This window comes from Singulisphaera photorubra (assembly GCF_045290345.1).
Classification (GTDB): Bacteria; Planctomycetota; Planctomycetia; order Isosphaerales; family Isosphaeraceae; genus Singulisphaera.
This window is the reverse complement of sequence record NZ_CP155447.1, coordinates 8,997,116-9,012,792: the sequence shown is the minus strand read 5'-3', so window position 1 is coordinate 9,012,792 and position 15,677 is coordinate 8,997,116. Positions and strand designations below refer to the sequence as shown.

The following is a 15,677-nucleotide window of genomic DNA, read 5'->3' as shown; positions in this document are numbered from 1 at the left end:
GTACCCTTGGCCGATGGGTTGCATAGGCAACCTCAATATTCGATCGCATGCCAGACGATTAGGAACCACGGCCCACCTCAACGGAGGTGCAAATGCACCGTCGAGATGTGTGCGACCGTCAACCCTCAACCGTGGGCTTCAGGCTGATGCCTGTGCAACCAAGACGGTGAGTGTGATGATCAGCGAGCCGGCCTATCGTTCAATTTCAAGACGCAAATCGTCGCGTCACAGAGCCGTCGATCATCGACGGTCTTGAACCAAACTGGGATTGCTTCCCGACGTTCTCTCTGCACTAAACGATATTGCAGCTTCTGAAAAATTTACAACCGAAAATGGTGAGTTCGCTATTAGGCTCTACGCACATACGTTATTATGTCGCAAACCCTGGCATGACACCTTCTTATTTTATCCATAAAAGGCTTGTCTCGGCCTATTATTTCCTCCAATGCACCATGACCGAACCGAGCAGACCAAATCAATATTCCCACATTTCTCACGTCAATCAATTACGTATTCACGATCAAGCTTTGCGAACTCTGATTCAATCGTCCTCAAATTGAGACCAGGTGTCAATTATGTCGAACCTCAGGCCGTGGCAATGGATTTCCTGGCGAGGTATTCTCGACACATTGCGGTGCTCCAGCGATCGCGACAGACGTTCTGGTCAGAGAACTACGGCCTGGGGTTGGGACGACCAGCGGCGGGCCTCAGCGTCTCCGCTCGAGCCGTTTGGGAATCGTTAATGACCCAAAATCCCGTTGATGACTCGGCCACAGTCCTAGCCGATCGGATACCGGCTCCTTGATGTGGCCGATGGAGCAGTCTGAAGAGTCGCGATTCCGCACGTGCGGGCAAAACAAAGCCCCGGATTGACCTGGTTCTCAGGTCAACCCGGGGCGAGTTAACTCGTCCCTCCGGCGCGTGGCCCGAGGGGTCTGTCCAGCGCGAGGTCAAACCGAGCCGATCAAGCCGAGACGGGGCACGACCGACGGCGACGCAGACCCGCGACCCCGAGGGTGCCGAGTCCGGTAAGAGCGAGAGCTACCGTGGAGGGTTCGGGGACAGGGTTGGGAGAATTCTTGAGGATGGCCCACTCCTCGTATTTCCCATTGGTCGCGTAGGCGCCCGGCGGCGAGCCGAATTGCGAATAGAGATAGACATACTGTCGGTCCGGGTTCGTACCGACAACGGTCTGGAATGCGGCGTCCGCAACGTAGAGGAACATGTCGCCCGGGTTTGTTCTCGAATTGAGCGCCGCGTTGAGTTGAATCTCAAAGAAGCTCGAGTTGTTGTTGTTGAGCCTGAAAACCTCGCTCGAGAATGGGTCTACGAACGCGATCACGGGCGGAGTCGTGCTCGTTGCCGCCGACTGGACGAAGGCCCCGCCGAGATCTCCAAAATCTCGCAAGAAAATCTGCACTTGGTTGAGCGACAGGAGACTCCTCGTCTCGCCGTGCTTTTCGTTGATATCCAGCACGAATTGGCGATAATCGGTGCCTCCAACGTTTACGATCGGCACATCACTCAGGAGCAGCGAATGGGTGTATGCCGGGGACGATTTCTCGTCGAACTGAAGGGGACGAAAGTCCGTGTTATAGCCTTGCTCGCTCGTGTTTCTGCCTTCAGCTCGAAGTCGCACGAAGGAGTCAAGAACCCCCGTACCATTCGAGAGGGTGGTCTGCTGAACGATAAAGTTACCGCCGATTGCGGCCGTTTCGTTCGCATTGTTTCCTGCCTCCGTCAAATTGAGAATCGTTGACGCTGGCGCGATCGGAGAGGTCAGCGCCAGGAATGCGGCGATGACCGCGAGTCCTTTGACGTAAGTTCGAGTCATTCCAAATGCTCCTGTTCCCTTGAAAAGGTGACTGAAGCGGGGACGGGTTCTCTAGTTGTGCTGGTGTCGGCGAGGAAGCGCGATGCCCTCGGATAAACCACCGAGTGCGAGAGCCCGTCCAGCGGTTGTGGGTCTCGAGCGATGAGATCAATCGAGCCATTTACATCAATACTGATGTAACCTAGTGCTGGCCATGACAAGTATTTCCGCGGCGTCTCCTCTCCTTGAAAAGTACAGGGAATCACCCGAAACGCATCGGGGAAGAAGGGGTTACTGCCGGCTCAAGTCGGCGAGCAGTTGGTCGTAGGCCTTGCGTTCGAGCGGATGGAGTGTGTCGACCTGGAGCCCCGAAGTCTTCGCTTCCCGAATCGCCGTGTCGGCGCCCGCACGGTCTTTCGCCAGAAAGCGAGCCTGGGCTAAGTGCAGGTACATTTCTGGCGAAGGGCTTACCGAGATAGCGGCTTCCAGGTCCTTAATCGCCAGGTCATTCCGATCCATGACGAGATGAGCGACGGCTCTGGTATCCAGCAGTTCCGGCGTCGGCCCCGCCAAGGCGATGGCCTGGCCAATGACGGCGAGTGCCTCCGCTCCCTTGCCTTCGGCCACCGCGAGAAGCCAGGCAAGATTGTTCAATGGGCCGTCGTTGACCTTGTTCCGCTCAGAGATTCGTCGATAGAGCGACACAGCGTCCCTGTAATTTCCCTGATAGCTATAGAGGTTCGCGAGATCGAACTGGAGCCCGATCGAATCTGGATTCGTCCGGACCGCCGCTTCGAGCCGGCCGCCAACGCGTCTGATCTGATCGTGACTAGCCTTGGCCGCATACACCGCGCGAAGGCTGGAGTGGCCGACCGCCTCGGGATCGCATGTCGTCCAGGCCCGATCACAGAGGTCGAGCGCCTCGGAGACTCGCCCAGAACGAGCAAGGTATTCCGCAAGCACGAGGGTCGTTTCGGGTTTTCTGGAACGTTTGACGGCATCGCGGAACAATGACTCGGCTGCGCTGGGTTGGCTCAATTCTTCCAGCAACGCCGCGAACAGCGTCAAATATTCTTCCTTATCTTTAACGTAGGCCTTGATCAGAGTAACCGCATCATTCCCCTGATTCCGAGCGACGAACAAGCGAGCTTTCAACTCGATGACCTGGGGGTGATCGGGCATGACCTTCGCAAGCCGGTCGAGCCAGGTTTGCGCATCATCGTGCTGGCTATGCCGCAGGAGGCTCCGCGTGAAGGAGGCCAGATAGAGCGGGTTTTCGCCGTCGGCTGACAGCAGACTGAGCATCAAGGAACGAGCACGGGCCCAATCGCCGCTGGATTCGCAGAGTTGGGCCAGGACGAAGGTCTCGTCGGGTGTTGAGGGTTGACGACGTTCCAGGTCCTCGAGCGTTCGGATTGCGAGACGTAGGCCACCCGGTTTCTTCGCAAGAAGAAGGGCCTTGGCCCGCTGGTCTTCGACATCATCCCGACCTTGGAGGTTGCGTTCGATGAGTGCCAGCCCCTCCTGGATCTGTCGGTAGCCGCCCTGGAGCATCAGGCCGAACGCACGCTTACGCCTTGCCCAGGTGACCAGTGACTCGGGTGCTCGAATCCGAGCATCGAGAAGTTTCTTCAAATACGGATCGGCCTTCGCCTGCTGGCCGGTCCGAAGGTAGAAATCTGCCACAACGCGCAGAGTCGCCGGGTCATTGGGCCGGGCGGCCAGGGTGGTCTGATACAGCTCCTCGGCCCGATCGAGCTGGCCTGTCGCCGTGTAGCAGAGCGCCAGAGCCAGCGGAGCACGATCCGGTGGGAGCTTGCGCTGCGCCTGCGGGATCGCCGCTTCAGCCTTCGCTTTCTGGCCGGTCCTGGAGAGATATTCGACCCAGGCGATCCAGGTTTCGGGGACGGATTCCCCCAGTTCCAAGGCGCGGCGCAGCGCGGCCTCGGCCTTCGCCTTTTCCCCGGCCGACCAGTAGGTCTGACCGAGCCAGAGGTGATCCCGGTAATCGCGTGATTGGGGCGAGACCGCTCGGCTCGCCAGTTCCAGAGACTTCGTTCGATCGCGGTGCCGCAGCGCTTTCTCGGCGGCCAACTGTCCCAAGATTCCGACCGCGGGTCCCTGATCGAGCAACTTCTGGATGACGCGATCGGCCTCGGCGAAGCGGCGCTGATCGTTCAGAAGCTCGACCGTACGACGGATGACCAGGGCCTGCCTCGCACCACGATCGATCGCCCGCATGAAGGCCTCGATAGCCCGCTCCGGGCTCCCTTCCTGCTCCGCGATCGCGGCCTCGAGCAGAGGCACCTGCGACCACTCCGGCCGTCGCTTAGCCGCCTCGGCAAGCAGCAGGCGGGCCTGATCGAGCCGCTTCAAGTCGCCCTGGCGGGCCTGCCGAATCAGGAGCGTCGCCTCACCAACGCGCCAGAGCACCCCGTCCTCGCCTTCGATGTGACGGAGACGCTCGACAGCACGAGCCAAGGTTGCATGATCCGCCTGGTCTCCGACTTGAAGGGCCAGGCCGAACAATCGGATCGCGGCGCGTGGGTCATTGGGCCGTCGCTCGGCCACGTCGGTCCAGAGTTGCTCGGCCCGACGCACGTCACCGAGTTGAGCGAACGCATCGGCCAGCCCATCCTCGACGCGAACGCGGTCCAGCTCGGAGAACCTGTCGAGGTTCGCCGCCAGTGGTTCCAGAGCCTCGCGGGCTCCCTCACCGCCGCGTTGCCCCCAGTAGTTGGCGCGGGCCAGTCGGAGCTCGACTCGATCGCCGAGCTGCTTCTCTGCCTCGTCCAGGGCGGTCAGGAGGGCCTCCGGCTTGCCCTGGCGCCCGGCCAGTTTGGCCAAGGCGACCCAGAGCTCGACCCGATTTGGCTGCGACTTCCGAGCCTGCTGGAGCCGTTCGCGGGCTTGATCGAATTGCCCCCGGGCCGCGAGAGCCTCAGCGCGGAGGAGGGTCACTTCGGCAAGATCCGCCACGGCGTGCTCCGCCTCGCCCAGAGCCTTGTCGACCTCCGACCAGCGACGTTGCCCCTCCGGCAACCGGAGGTTCCGGGCGAGCAGCAGCCGCGCCACCTCGATCCTGGCCTCAGGAGCCTCGGGAGCGACCTTGCGGAATTCCTCGAGCGCCTCGTCGGCCCGGCCCAGCGTCAACAAGGCGGAGGCCTGCGAGAGGTGGGCACGCACTAATCTAGGCTCGAGAGTCAGAGCACGTCGGCTAGCGGCCAGTTGTTGCTCGGGGTTACCCAATTGCTCGTAGCAGCGAGCGAGCAGGAGGTCGGCCTGCGCGGTCAGACTTTTCAGGTCGGGCACATTCGCCATCAGCGCCCGGGCTTTTTCCAGGCGACGGAGGGCTTCGGCCCACTCCCCTTCGTTCAGCAGCAAACGTGCCTCGAGATAGTCGACCGCCGGCTGGAAAATCTCCGCCTGCTTGCGCAGCCTGGCGATGACGGTTTTCGCCTCCGGCTTCCCTGCGTTGATCAACCGGTCGGCCAGATTCCATTGCAAGTTTTTCTGGTCGGGCAATGCCTTATCACCCCGGCGCAAGATCACCACGGCCTCGTCGGGCCGACCGGCCTGAGTCTCGATTTCGGCGATTCCCTGATACATCCGCACATCTTGCGGATAAAGTTCCATCCCTTTCCCGAGGAGCTTCCGCGCCTCCTCGAATTGGCCTTTCTCCCGGGTGATTTCCCCGGCGGCCACAATGACATCAGCCTCCTCGGGAGCCAGTTGCTGCGATCGCGCCACGTCCTCCGCACTGCCCGGCAAGCCAAACTCTCTGCGATACTGCGCACGCGCCAGGTACGCGCGATACGAATGAGAGTTCTTGGCGACGAGGCCGTCAACGATCTCGCCCGCGTCCATGACTCGATCGGCCTGAGCCGGCTCGCCGATCGGACCCCTCAGAAGCGCGGCCAGCCGGACGTAGACGTCAATCCGATCCGGAGCCTGCGCCAGGGCGAGACGGTAGCAGGCTGAGGCTTTTCGATAGCAGTTGTCCGCCTCATCGCGTCGCCCTGTTCGAGCTTGCTCTTCGAGGCAACGGCCAAGCAGGTCCATCATCTCTGCTTCAGGGCGCCCCAGCAGTTGTTCGAGTGCCGGGGACGGCCCTTTCTGAAGATCCTGACGACCGAACTCGAGCAACAACGCTTCCAGGCGGAGGCCTTCCTCCGGCTCCGTGCCACTGCCTGGCGATGGTTTGAGAAGCAGGGTGACAAGATGCTCCTTGGCTTCCTTAAACTTCCCGACCTCCGGCGACATCGCCAGTACCGCGATGCGGCGGCGGATCTTGTCGCGATTCGAAGTGTGCGCGAGAGCCCGTTCCAGGACCTGCAGAGCCTGCAGTTGGACTCGTCCCGAGGTGGCGCCATCGGCGAGCGTCAGGCCATACCGAGCCAAAGCCTCGCCATCATTGGGCCGAAAGGCCAGGTAGCGTCCCAGGTACTTCTCAGTCCCAGCACGGTCGCCGTTACGTTCGGCCCGGTCTGCCTGCTTGAGCAGGCCTCCGACGTTGCGTTGTTCCAGAAAGCCATGCACCAGGTGCGTTCCACCGCCCAGTAAGGCACAGCCAATGACCATACCGAGCAGGAACTTAAGATTTATCCTGCGTTTCATGATATGCAATATCCTCCAGCGATCTTCCACCGGCCAATCTGGCCAGGAACAATCACCGGCGAAGCGACAAGCGGTCCCACTCCGAGCAGCCCGTAGCACGAAATCGTGCGTACAGCATGGCTGGGCGGAGGCCATCGCCACCGTGCGGCCCCACATCGGGTCGCGTGCTGATTTTCATCGGCCCGTGCTTTCCAGTCCCTTCATCGGGCCCGACGGGCTTCTCAGCCTCACCGTCTCGCTCTTCAGACCTATCCGCTTATATTGAATTTTCTCAATCTTCGTTACGTGACATCCATGACACACCTCGATTTCCTACTATGAAATAATCGGAAGTGGAATTCCAGAGGATTCTCCGCTCGAGCGGAGAATCACCAGATCCCCTATGCTTGCGACTGCACCCAAATACCAACTCGACCGCCGAGCATACATTTGTCATCTGCGCATACTCTCATCCTGTTTGCATAGTATCAAAGCGTGGTAGCCGAGGAGTCCGGTTTTTTTGTTTCCGACTCGATGCGACGTTCCATGCCAGCCCGGCCCACGCCCAGCCTCTTATGTTTAGCCCTGCGAGGGATGAAACTAGGGGGAGGAGGGGGGAGCGTGTCACTCATCGATCAACCGCCAAAGTGCAAAATCCGCCGCGAGCTGCAGCCCCTCGACGACCTCCGGAGTTGGCCAACCGGCTTGAGTCGGTGGTTGTCAATTCCCAACGTCATCAGTTCCACCCGCGAGACAAGCGGAGTTGAATCTGATGGGGCCGATCGTTCGATCGAGCACCCGTGCAGCGGACAAGTCTCGTTAACTCCGTGCGCGCATGCATTGGGAGTTTCCGGCTGACAGGATCGCAGGCGACACCCTCGGCGAATCCACCAGATCCACCGAGGACATCATGCATGCAAGACGACAATACTCGAGACCGAGCAACCGCCGAAGATCGTTCCTTGCAAGCAGGCTCCGAGGGGCTGCATTCTCGAACTCATCCTCTTGGCTCGTCCGAATTACTCAAGGTCGCTCGCTGCCAAGGCGACGGCCAACTTCCAATCGACCTAACTAAGGCTCATTGCGGAAATCAACTCACACGTAGGGGTGGGGTTGCTGGGTTCAGACGCAACTCCATCCTGAAGGCCGTTACTCGGCATTTGAGGCCTAAGCGACGGCTTCATCCACCTTCTCGATGCAACCCGAACTGAGTCTCAGGCATTCACGAAACAGCATCAGTGCAAAACAGTTTGATTGGCCGTTCATCGTTGCATGCGAACATGTCGCTCTCGACGGCGACCTGCGATTCTGCTCTAAATGAGGTCGAATCCGCTCTCTGAGGCACGGCCGGAGCCCTACTTTTCGACGAGTCCAGAGCCCATCGCGTCAAGAAAGACGTCAGCCGAAGCCAGTTCGCCTCGGAGCACCTGAGAGCCGCTCGACCCCTGCGGCCGTCCACATAAGACCAATCCTGCCAACACGTTCAGCCGAACGACGAACGACCCACTTAACTTACAAAGGCCATTCCAGCACTCACCAAGAGACCGTAGATAAGAGAATTATTCGAAACACTAATTTTGTGACGCATCCATTGTAATCTAATCTATTGTACTCAAAATTGCGGAGTGATCTGTACTCACACTAATTTGTAGACTATGGTATGAGTATCGCGTTCGCAGTTCGCTTTGCTCGGACCGCGAACTCATCTTGGAGCTAGGTCATTCCTGACCAGCGCCACAACCCGAACCAACGGCCCCGATTTCACGATTCGACCCACGATGCTGGGCCGGTTGCCGGCTGCATCCATCGGAGAATCGCTGTCGGACTGTCGATTCACCATAGTACGCAGGAGTGATTTGAGCCTGAGATCGGACAGCCTTCGCTTCCTCTCGTGCGGATCGGTAGAACGCTTCGTCGGCCGAGTGAGAGAAGAGCGATGGGAAAGGGCGTTGACTTCAACCATAAGCCCCCCCCTTGGGCAACGCCGATGACCGATTTCAATCGTGCAATTGCTTGCTCCGCCTTAAGGGAGGACATGCAAAACAATCGATAAATATTTTTGAGGCCCGGAATCCCGGCCAATGCTCCAGGATGCGGCCCCTCGCGGTTAGAACCAGAACACCTTCAGCAAGCAAGCTCCGATCGTTGGACGACATTGGGCCTGAAGCATGGGCCATGGCTGACCAACATCGTTAATGAAATTACTTTTGCCTATCTGAAAAGTATTGACTTTCTGGATAGGACAATCTTATACTTCTCCAACTCGGACTTCCAGGACATGACGGAACGAACCTGGCTTGCCCGCTTTCTTAATAAAAATGCTATTCCGCATTTGAGCATAACGGCTAATCTTAGCTCGTTATTCCTTTGAATTAATCAGGTCAACCGTCGTCGTTCTCTCCGGATGAGAATTCCGGACGAGTGCGGCCCTCAACCGGAGATGATTCACGACACAAGTCGTCGAGAATCATCACATCCTGTTTCATGGAGGAAAGTTCGTGAAGGCAAGAGGACCACGTGTTGCTGTCAACCCGTGTGCCTTGAGCCAAGGCTCCTGCTCACAGGCTGAAGCGAGCCTCGAGTACCCGGCGGACTCGATCCACAATCGAAAAGCATTGCTCACTGCTCGCTCGCCGAACGCGAGTTCGAACCACTGAACTCAAGTTCCAACCAAACGGTAGAGACGCCCGTCTGAGATTGCTGCTCCCTTAGTTTCATCAGCCTGGTCCACGACAACTCAACTGCGTCTCTGAGTCGCGCCCCCGTGCTCCCTGGTGGAGTCCTGGGTTCGGACCCCGGCTGCATCACAGTATCGCTTCTGGACTCGGGGAAGCTTTCCTCGGCTCGAAGCAATGCTTAACCCGTCTTGATTCGCAACGCGAGGATGTTTGGATGATGAACCCGTCTTGGCGGACTTTCCTGCAATCGCGAAAAAGCAAGGTCCAGAGAGCCTCACGAGCCAAAATCCGATTGCGGGTTGAGTCCCTGGAAGAACGGCAGTTGATGGCCACGGGGATCACTTCGTACTCATTCGATCTCGGTACGATCCGTTCATCAATCACTTCGAGAGGGGCCAACGTCGCTCCGACCGCATTCGCGGGAGGTCCTTACGCAGGCACAGTGGGCCAGTCGCTCACGCTCAAAGGCTCGGCCACCGACCCGAATCCGGCGGACACCGCGGCCGGGCTCACCTACACCTGGAACTTCGGCGACGGCACGGCGCAAGTCAGCGGGAAGAATCTGTCGAGCCCAAGCCACGTGTACGCAGCGGCGGGAACCTACACGGTCCTTGTCACTGCGACGGACCAAAACAGGGCGACCAGTTCCGTCGCCACCGGCACCGTCACCATCGCACGGCCATCCACTTCGCCGGTGACCGCCTCCGCGGGTGGGACGTACACGGGCCGAGAAGGTTCAGCAACCTCCCTCAGAGCGACCGCTACCGGCGGAACCGGGACCTACACCTACGCCTGGGACCTGGACAACAACGGCACCTATGAGACGATGGGGAAGAACGTCTCTTCCACCTTCCAGGATAACGGCTCATACAAGGTCGGACTCCGGGTCACCGACTCCGCAGGCGTCGCCGCGCTCTCATCAACGACCGTGAACGTGACCAACGTCGCTCCGACCGCATTGGCGGGCGGACCGTACACAGGCACCGCAGGGCAGTCGCTCACGCTCAAGGGTTCAGCCACCGATCCGAGTTCGGTCGACACCGCGGCTGGTCTCACCTACACCTGGAACTTCGGCGACAATACCGCGCAAGTCAGCGGAAAGAATCTGACGAGCCCGAGCCATGTCTTCGCAGCGGCGGGCACCTACACGGTGATCGTCACTGCAACCGACAAAGACAAAGCCACCAGCTCTGTTGCCACCGCCACCGTCACGATCGCACCGCCGACTTCCTCACCACTGACCGCCTCCGCGGGCGGGACGTACACGGGCCAAGAAGGTTCAGCAACCTCCCTCAGGGCGACCGCCACCGGCGGAACCGGGACCTACACCTACGCCTGGGACCTGGACAACAACGGCACCTACGAAACGGCCGGGCAGAACGTCTCCTCCACATTCCAGGATAACGGCTCCTACAAGGTCGGACTCCGCGTCACGGATTCCGCAGGCGTCGCCGCTCTCTCATCAACGACCGTGAACGTGACCAACGTCGCTCCGACCGCGTTGGCGGGCGGACCCTACGAAGGCACGGCGGGTCAGTCGCTCACACTCAAGGGATCGGCCACCGATCCGAGCTCGGTCGACACCGCGGCCGGGTTCACCTACACCTGGAACTTCGGTGACGGCACAGCCGTGGTCAGTGGGAAGAATCTGACGAGCCCGAGCCATGTGTACGCAGCGGCGGGCACCTACACGGTGATCGTCACCGCGACCGACAAGGACAATGCCACCAGTCCTGGCGCCTCTGCCACCGCCACCGTCATCATCGCCCCTCCGGACACTCCACCACTGACCGCCTCCGCGGGTGGGACGTACACGGGTCGAGAGGGTTCAGCAACCTCCCTCGGGGCGACCGCCACCGGCGGAACCGGGACCTACTCCTACGCGTGGGACCTCGACAACAACGGCACCTATGAGACGAATGGGAAGAACGTCTCTTCCACCTTCCAGGATAATGGAACCTACAAGGTCGGACTCCGCGTCACCGACTCCGCGGGCGTCGCCGCTCTCTCATCAACGACCGTAAACGTGACCAACGTCGCTCCGACCGCTCTGGCGGGCGGACCGTATACGGGCACCGCGGGTCAGTCGCTCACGCTCAAGGGGTCGGCCACCGATCCGAGCTCGGTCGACACCGCGGCTGGTCTCACCTACACCTGGAACTTCGGTGACGGCACGGCCGTGGTCAGCGGGCTGGGCATGACGAGCCCGAGCCATGTCTTCGCAGCGGCGGGCACCTACACGGTGATCGTCACCGCGACCGACAAGGACAATACGACCAGTTCAGCGGCTTCCACCTCGATCACGATCTCCCCGCCGGTTGCACCACTGACCGCCTCCACGGGTGGAACGTACACGGGCCGAGAAGGTTCAGCAACCTCCCTCAGGGCGACCGCCACCGGCGGAACCGGGGCCTACACCTACGCCTGGGACCTGGACAACAACGGCACCTACGAAACGGCCGGGCAGAACGTTTCCTCCACTTACCAGGATAACGGCACATACACCGTCGGACTCCGGGTCACGGATTCCGCTGGCGTAGCCGCTCTCTCATCAACGACCGTGAACGTGACCAACGTCGCTCCGACCGCGTTGGCGGGCGGACCGTACACAGGCACCGCAGGGCAGTCGCTCACGCTCAAGGGTTCAGCCACCGATCCGAGCTCGGTCGACACCGCGGCTGGTCTCACCTACACCTGGAACTTCGGTGACGGCACGGCCGTGGTCAGCGGGAAGAATCTGACGAGCCCGAGCCATGTGTACGCAACGGCGGGCACCTATACGGTGGTCGTCACCGCGACCGACAAGGATAGCGCCATCAGTTCAGGCGCCACCGCCACCGTCACCATCGCCCCGCCGGTTGCACCACTGACCGCCTCCGCGGGCGGGACGTACACGGGCCGAGAAGGTTCAGCAACCTCCCTCAGGGCGACCGCCACCGGTGGAACCGGGACCTACACCTACGCCTGGGACCTGGACAACAACGGCACCTACGAAACGGCCGGGCAGAACGTCTCTTCTACCTTCCAGGATAACGGCTCCTACCAGGTCAGGCTCCGCGTCACGGATGCCGCAGGCGTCGCCGCGCTCGCATCGACGACCGTGACTGTCACCAACGTCGTTCCGACTGCGTCGGCGGGCGGCCCCTACTCGAGCACGGCGGGTCAGACGCTCACGCTCAAGGGTTCGGCCACCGATCCGAGTTCGACGGATACCGCGGCCGGTTTCACCTACACCTGGAAGTTCGGTGATGGAACGGCCGATGTCAGTGGGAAAAACCTGACGAGCCAGAACCATGTGTACGCAACAGCGGGAACGTACACAGCGACCTTGACGGTGACCGACAAGGATGGTGGGGTCAGCTCCTCGACCACCGCGGTGGTCACGGTGACCCCGTCCGGAGGAACGACGACGCCCCCAACCGGGTCGGCTCTCTTCGATAAGGCCTTGGTCAAGTGGCAGTCGCAGATGATTACCTATGGTCGCCAAGCGGCCGCTGAACTCCACGCGAAAACGAATATCGATGGTCTCGGTGGAACGTACTACGACTCGACTCGGGTGTTCTACCAGATCGCCGACTACACGGGGGACTCCTCGTGGCTGACCGCGGTCAATGACTCCATCAAGATCTACCGTGATTCGTACGTGACGCCGAACAACGGCAGCGTCCCAGGCTACTGGAATTTCGCGGACGGGCTTGCGGAAAACTACCGTCGCACCGGCAGCACCGCCTCCCGCAATGCGGTTTTGGCTATGGCGACGTCGATGTACGGGGCCGACTCCACCCCGGCGAGCTGGACCGATTCCTTTGAGTTGAGTCGTGAGGTGGCCTACAGCCTCATGGCCAATCTCGAAGCGGAATCACTCGGTGCACCGCATCGCGCCAAGACCGACCAGCTCGCAAATCAGGCCTTGGGTCACCTGAATCAGTGGACCGTCTCTCGGACGGCCAGCTTCGTCAAGCCGTTCATGGTCGCCCTGACGTCTGAGGCGTTGATCGCCTATTACGACAAGACCGGCGACAGTCGGGTTCTCCCGGCGGTTCGCACCGCGCTGGATTGGATCTGGAACAACACCTGGGTCGCCGCGGACCGTGCGTTCTTGTACGCGAACGCTCCGACCAACGATGACCCGGTTGGCCGGTACTCGGCCCCCGACCTGAACCTGCTCATCGCCCCGGCGTTCGGGTGGGTCTATCACCAGACGGGTAACACGACGTACCGTGATCGTGGCGATGCGATCTTCGCGGGCGGAGTCGACCAGGCCTGGCTCGTGGGAGCCAAGCAGTTCAACCAGAGCTACCGCTGGAGCTTTGACTACGTGAAGTACCGGACCCAGCCGGTGCTCGGCAGCTAACCACTTCGTGGTGCCTCCGTCCAGGCCTCACCGGCTCGTGCCCCAGCAGGGATGCTCACGAGCCGGGATGGATCCGCCTGGCGATTGCCGGCGTCTTTGGGAACGCCGAAAACAGAACCGACGACTCAGGGGATGCCAAGGAAGGCCTCTCCCAATCCAGTTCGACGAAGGGGTGGCGACCAAGCCACCCCTTCTTTTTTTATGGATTCTCACATCATTGTATTTACAAACCATTAAGTCTCATGCGTTTCCGAACGCTTGAAGTACAAACGCCCACAAGTCGATCAGCGCTTGTACTTGGCTCGGTCTCGCGCGTGTAGAACGGTCATTTCACGGCACGGATCACCAGCAAGGTTCCTGGCCGTCCGTGTCGGATGGCACGGCGATCCCAGGAGTCTGCCAGTGGCCGCAGGGGTCGTGGTAGATAGGCGTTCCACTGGCCGACTCGAGAGAGATTGATAAACTCGACAGACCGGAACCTGGCGGCATGGCAACGGACCTGGGCGGGGGTATTCGTCCGATAGTAAACGGGATAGTCTTCGTACCGCTCGATTCCCCGCTCGCCGTGGAGCAAACTGAGGTACCGTGACTTGAGTCGGAGGCGATCGGCCCATCGTGAGGCCCGAGCGAACGGGTGACGGCCGTCGACGGTCATGGCCCAGAAAACGCCCCCTTCGCGCAACGACTCCCACAACTTCTCCCAGAAACCCTGGGGAGAGGGCAAGTGCTCCAGCACCATCACGGCGAAAGCCAGGTCGATCGAGCCCGGCCTGATCAAGGCCTTTTCGAAGAGCGCGCGGTGGGTCTCGTCGAAGTAATCGGCGAGGGGAATCTCCGGATCCGGCTCGATGCCGATGTAATGGTCCGCCAGGTCGGCGATCGACTGTTGCAGCGGAACGCTGCCGTCGAGCCCACGGCCACAACCGATATCCAGGATTGTCGGCCCACGCCCCATGCGTCGGGCATCGTCCGCGACCATATCCCGAAAGATCCGGTCCCGCCACTCGCCATCGCGGTAGCGCCGGAGGTAGGGAACCCACTCGGCGGACACGTCCATCTGTGCGGTGCTCATTCCGCATTCTCCAAGGGACCGGCGCCAGGTGCTTCATACACCACCTGACCCCACGATTGCGAGGCCCGACCCGAGAACCAGACCCAGAACGCCATCCAGGCGGCGGCGTTGAGAATCAAGAAGGACGACGTGACCGAGATCGCCCGGAGGCGTGTCCCGATCCCGAGCACTCCGGCCAGGCCGGCCGTGTAAGCGGCGACCTGGAGCAGGAAGAGGGGATGGTACAATGGTCCCCTCAATACGGCCGAGGCGCCGAGGGCTCCCAACAGCGCCCAGGGGACGAGCAACCGGGCCAGCTTGTGCGAGACGAGCTGCCACCAGATCGGATTTCGCCAGGGGAGGAGTACGGCGGGAAGCCGGACGAGGAGTTGGAAATTGCCGCTGAGTGTCCGAACCTTTCGGCGAAACTCGTCGCGGACCCGATCGGGGAGGCGATCATAGGCAAGGGCACGGTCGTCGTGGACAACGCGGTAACCCTGCATGACCACCCGTAACGGCCAGTAGACGTCGTCAAGCAGCGTCCCGCGCGGGATGGGCCGGAACAGCTCGCGGCGGACAGCGGCGATCGCTCCGGTCAGACCGATGCTCGAGTGCAACCGGCTCTCGGTCCGACGCAACCAGGTTTCGAACCGCCAGTAGACCCCCACGCCCGACAGCACTCCGTCGTCCGACTCCAGAATCAGGTGGCCGCCAACAGCCCCGACCGTGGGATCGACGAAGTTCTCCAACAGGCGTTCCAGGGCGTCCGGCGCCCAGGTCTGCCGGGCGTCGGCCAGAACCAGGACGTCATGCGAAGCCACGGCACAACCGGCGCTGAGCGCCGCGGCCTTACCCACGTTGGCTGGCAACTCGAGGACCCGTACGACCTCGCCCCCGGCGGCCCGCGCGGCGTCCGCGGTGCCGTCGCTCGATCCGTCGGAGACCACGATGACTTCTCCGCGCAGCCCCGTGGACGCGATCAAGGTGGCGAACTCGCGAACCCGGCGGCCGATCGAAGCCGCCTCGTTGCGTGCGGCCAAGACCACCGAGACCGAGGGCCGGTCGCCTCCCCGTTCGCGAACAAGGTCCCCCCGCCGTCTCGCTAAAACCGTCAGGAGCAGAGGATACACGAGATAAGGATAGGCGATGCAAGCCACGCACGCCCAGAACGTGATTTCAAGCACA

General features: G+C 61.0%; 5 protein-coding genes. 1 reads left to right on the top strand and 4 read right to left on the bottom strand.

Annotated features, from left to right (window positions below):
* Window positions 1-964: 964 nt before the first annotated feature.
* Complete coding sequence (locus V5E97_RS33650) at window positions 965-1,834, bottom strand: PEP-CTERM sorting domain-containing protein (RefSeq protein WP_406695912.1); 870 nt, start codon at window positions 1,832-1,834, stop codon at window positions 965-967.
* Window positions 1,835-2,104: 270 nt separating this feature from the next.
* Window positions 2,105-6,430 (bottom strand): tetratricopeptide repeat protein, encoded by a 4,326-nt coding sequence (locus V5E97_RS33645; protein WP_406695911.1) that lies wholly within the window; start codon window positions 6,428-6,430, stop codon window positions 2,105-2,107.
* Between the two features lie 2,871 nt (window positions 6,431-9,301).
* Here V5E97_RS33645 and V5E97_RS33640 point away from each other — a divergent pair.
* Window positions 9,302-13,441 (top strand): PKD domain-containing protein, encoded by a 4,140-nt coding sequence (locus V5E97_RS33640; RefSeq protein ID WP_406695910.1) that lies wholly within the window; start codon window positions 9,302-9,304, stop codon window positions 13,439-13,441.
* A gap of 325 nt (window positions 13,442-13,766) precedes the next feature.
* Here V5E97_RS33640 and V5E97_RS33635 read toward each other — a convergent pair whose 3' ends face one another.
* Together V5E97_RS33635 and V5E97_RS33630 are read right to left on the bottom strand one after the other, a co-directional pair.
* A complete protein-coding gene (locus tag V5E97_RS33635; RefSeq protein ID WP_406695909.1) occupies window positions 13,767-14,513 on the bottom strand; it encodes a class I SAM-dependent methyltransferase in 747 nt (248 codons plus the stop codon).
* Window positions 14,510-15,676 (bottom strand): glycosyltransferase family 2 protein, encoded by a 1,167-nt coding sequence (locus V5E97_RS33630; protein ID WP_406695908.1) that lies wholly within the window; start codon window positions 15,674-15,676, stop codon window positions 14,510-14,512. Before V5E97_RS33630 ends, V5E97_RS33635 begins: the two co-directional genes overlap by 4 nt.
* Window position 15,677 lies beyond the last annotated feature (1 nt).

Excerpts from the sequence above, each read along its gene's own strand:
- V5E97_RS33640 (WP_406695910.1), top strand. The coding sequence starts at position 9,302 with ATGATGAACCCGTCTTGGCGGACTTTCCTGCAATCGCGAAAAAGCAAG.
- V5E97_RS33645 (WP_406695911.1), bottom strand. The coding sequence starts at position 6,430 with ATGAAACGCAGGATAAATCTTAAGTTCCTGCTCGGTATGGTCATTGGC.
- V5E97_RS33635 (WP_406695909.1), bottom strand. The coding sequence starts at position 14,513 with ATGAGCACCGCACAGATGGACGTGTCCGCCGAGTGGGTTCCCTACCTC.
- V5E97_RS33650 (WP_406695912.1), bottom strand. The coding sequence starts at position 1,834 with ATGACTCGAACTTACGTCAAAGGACTCGCGGTCATCGCCGCATTCCTG.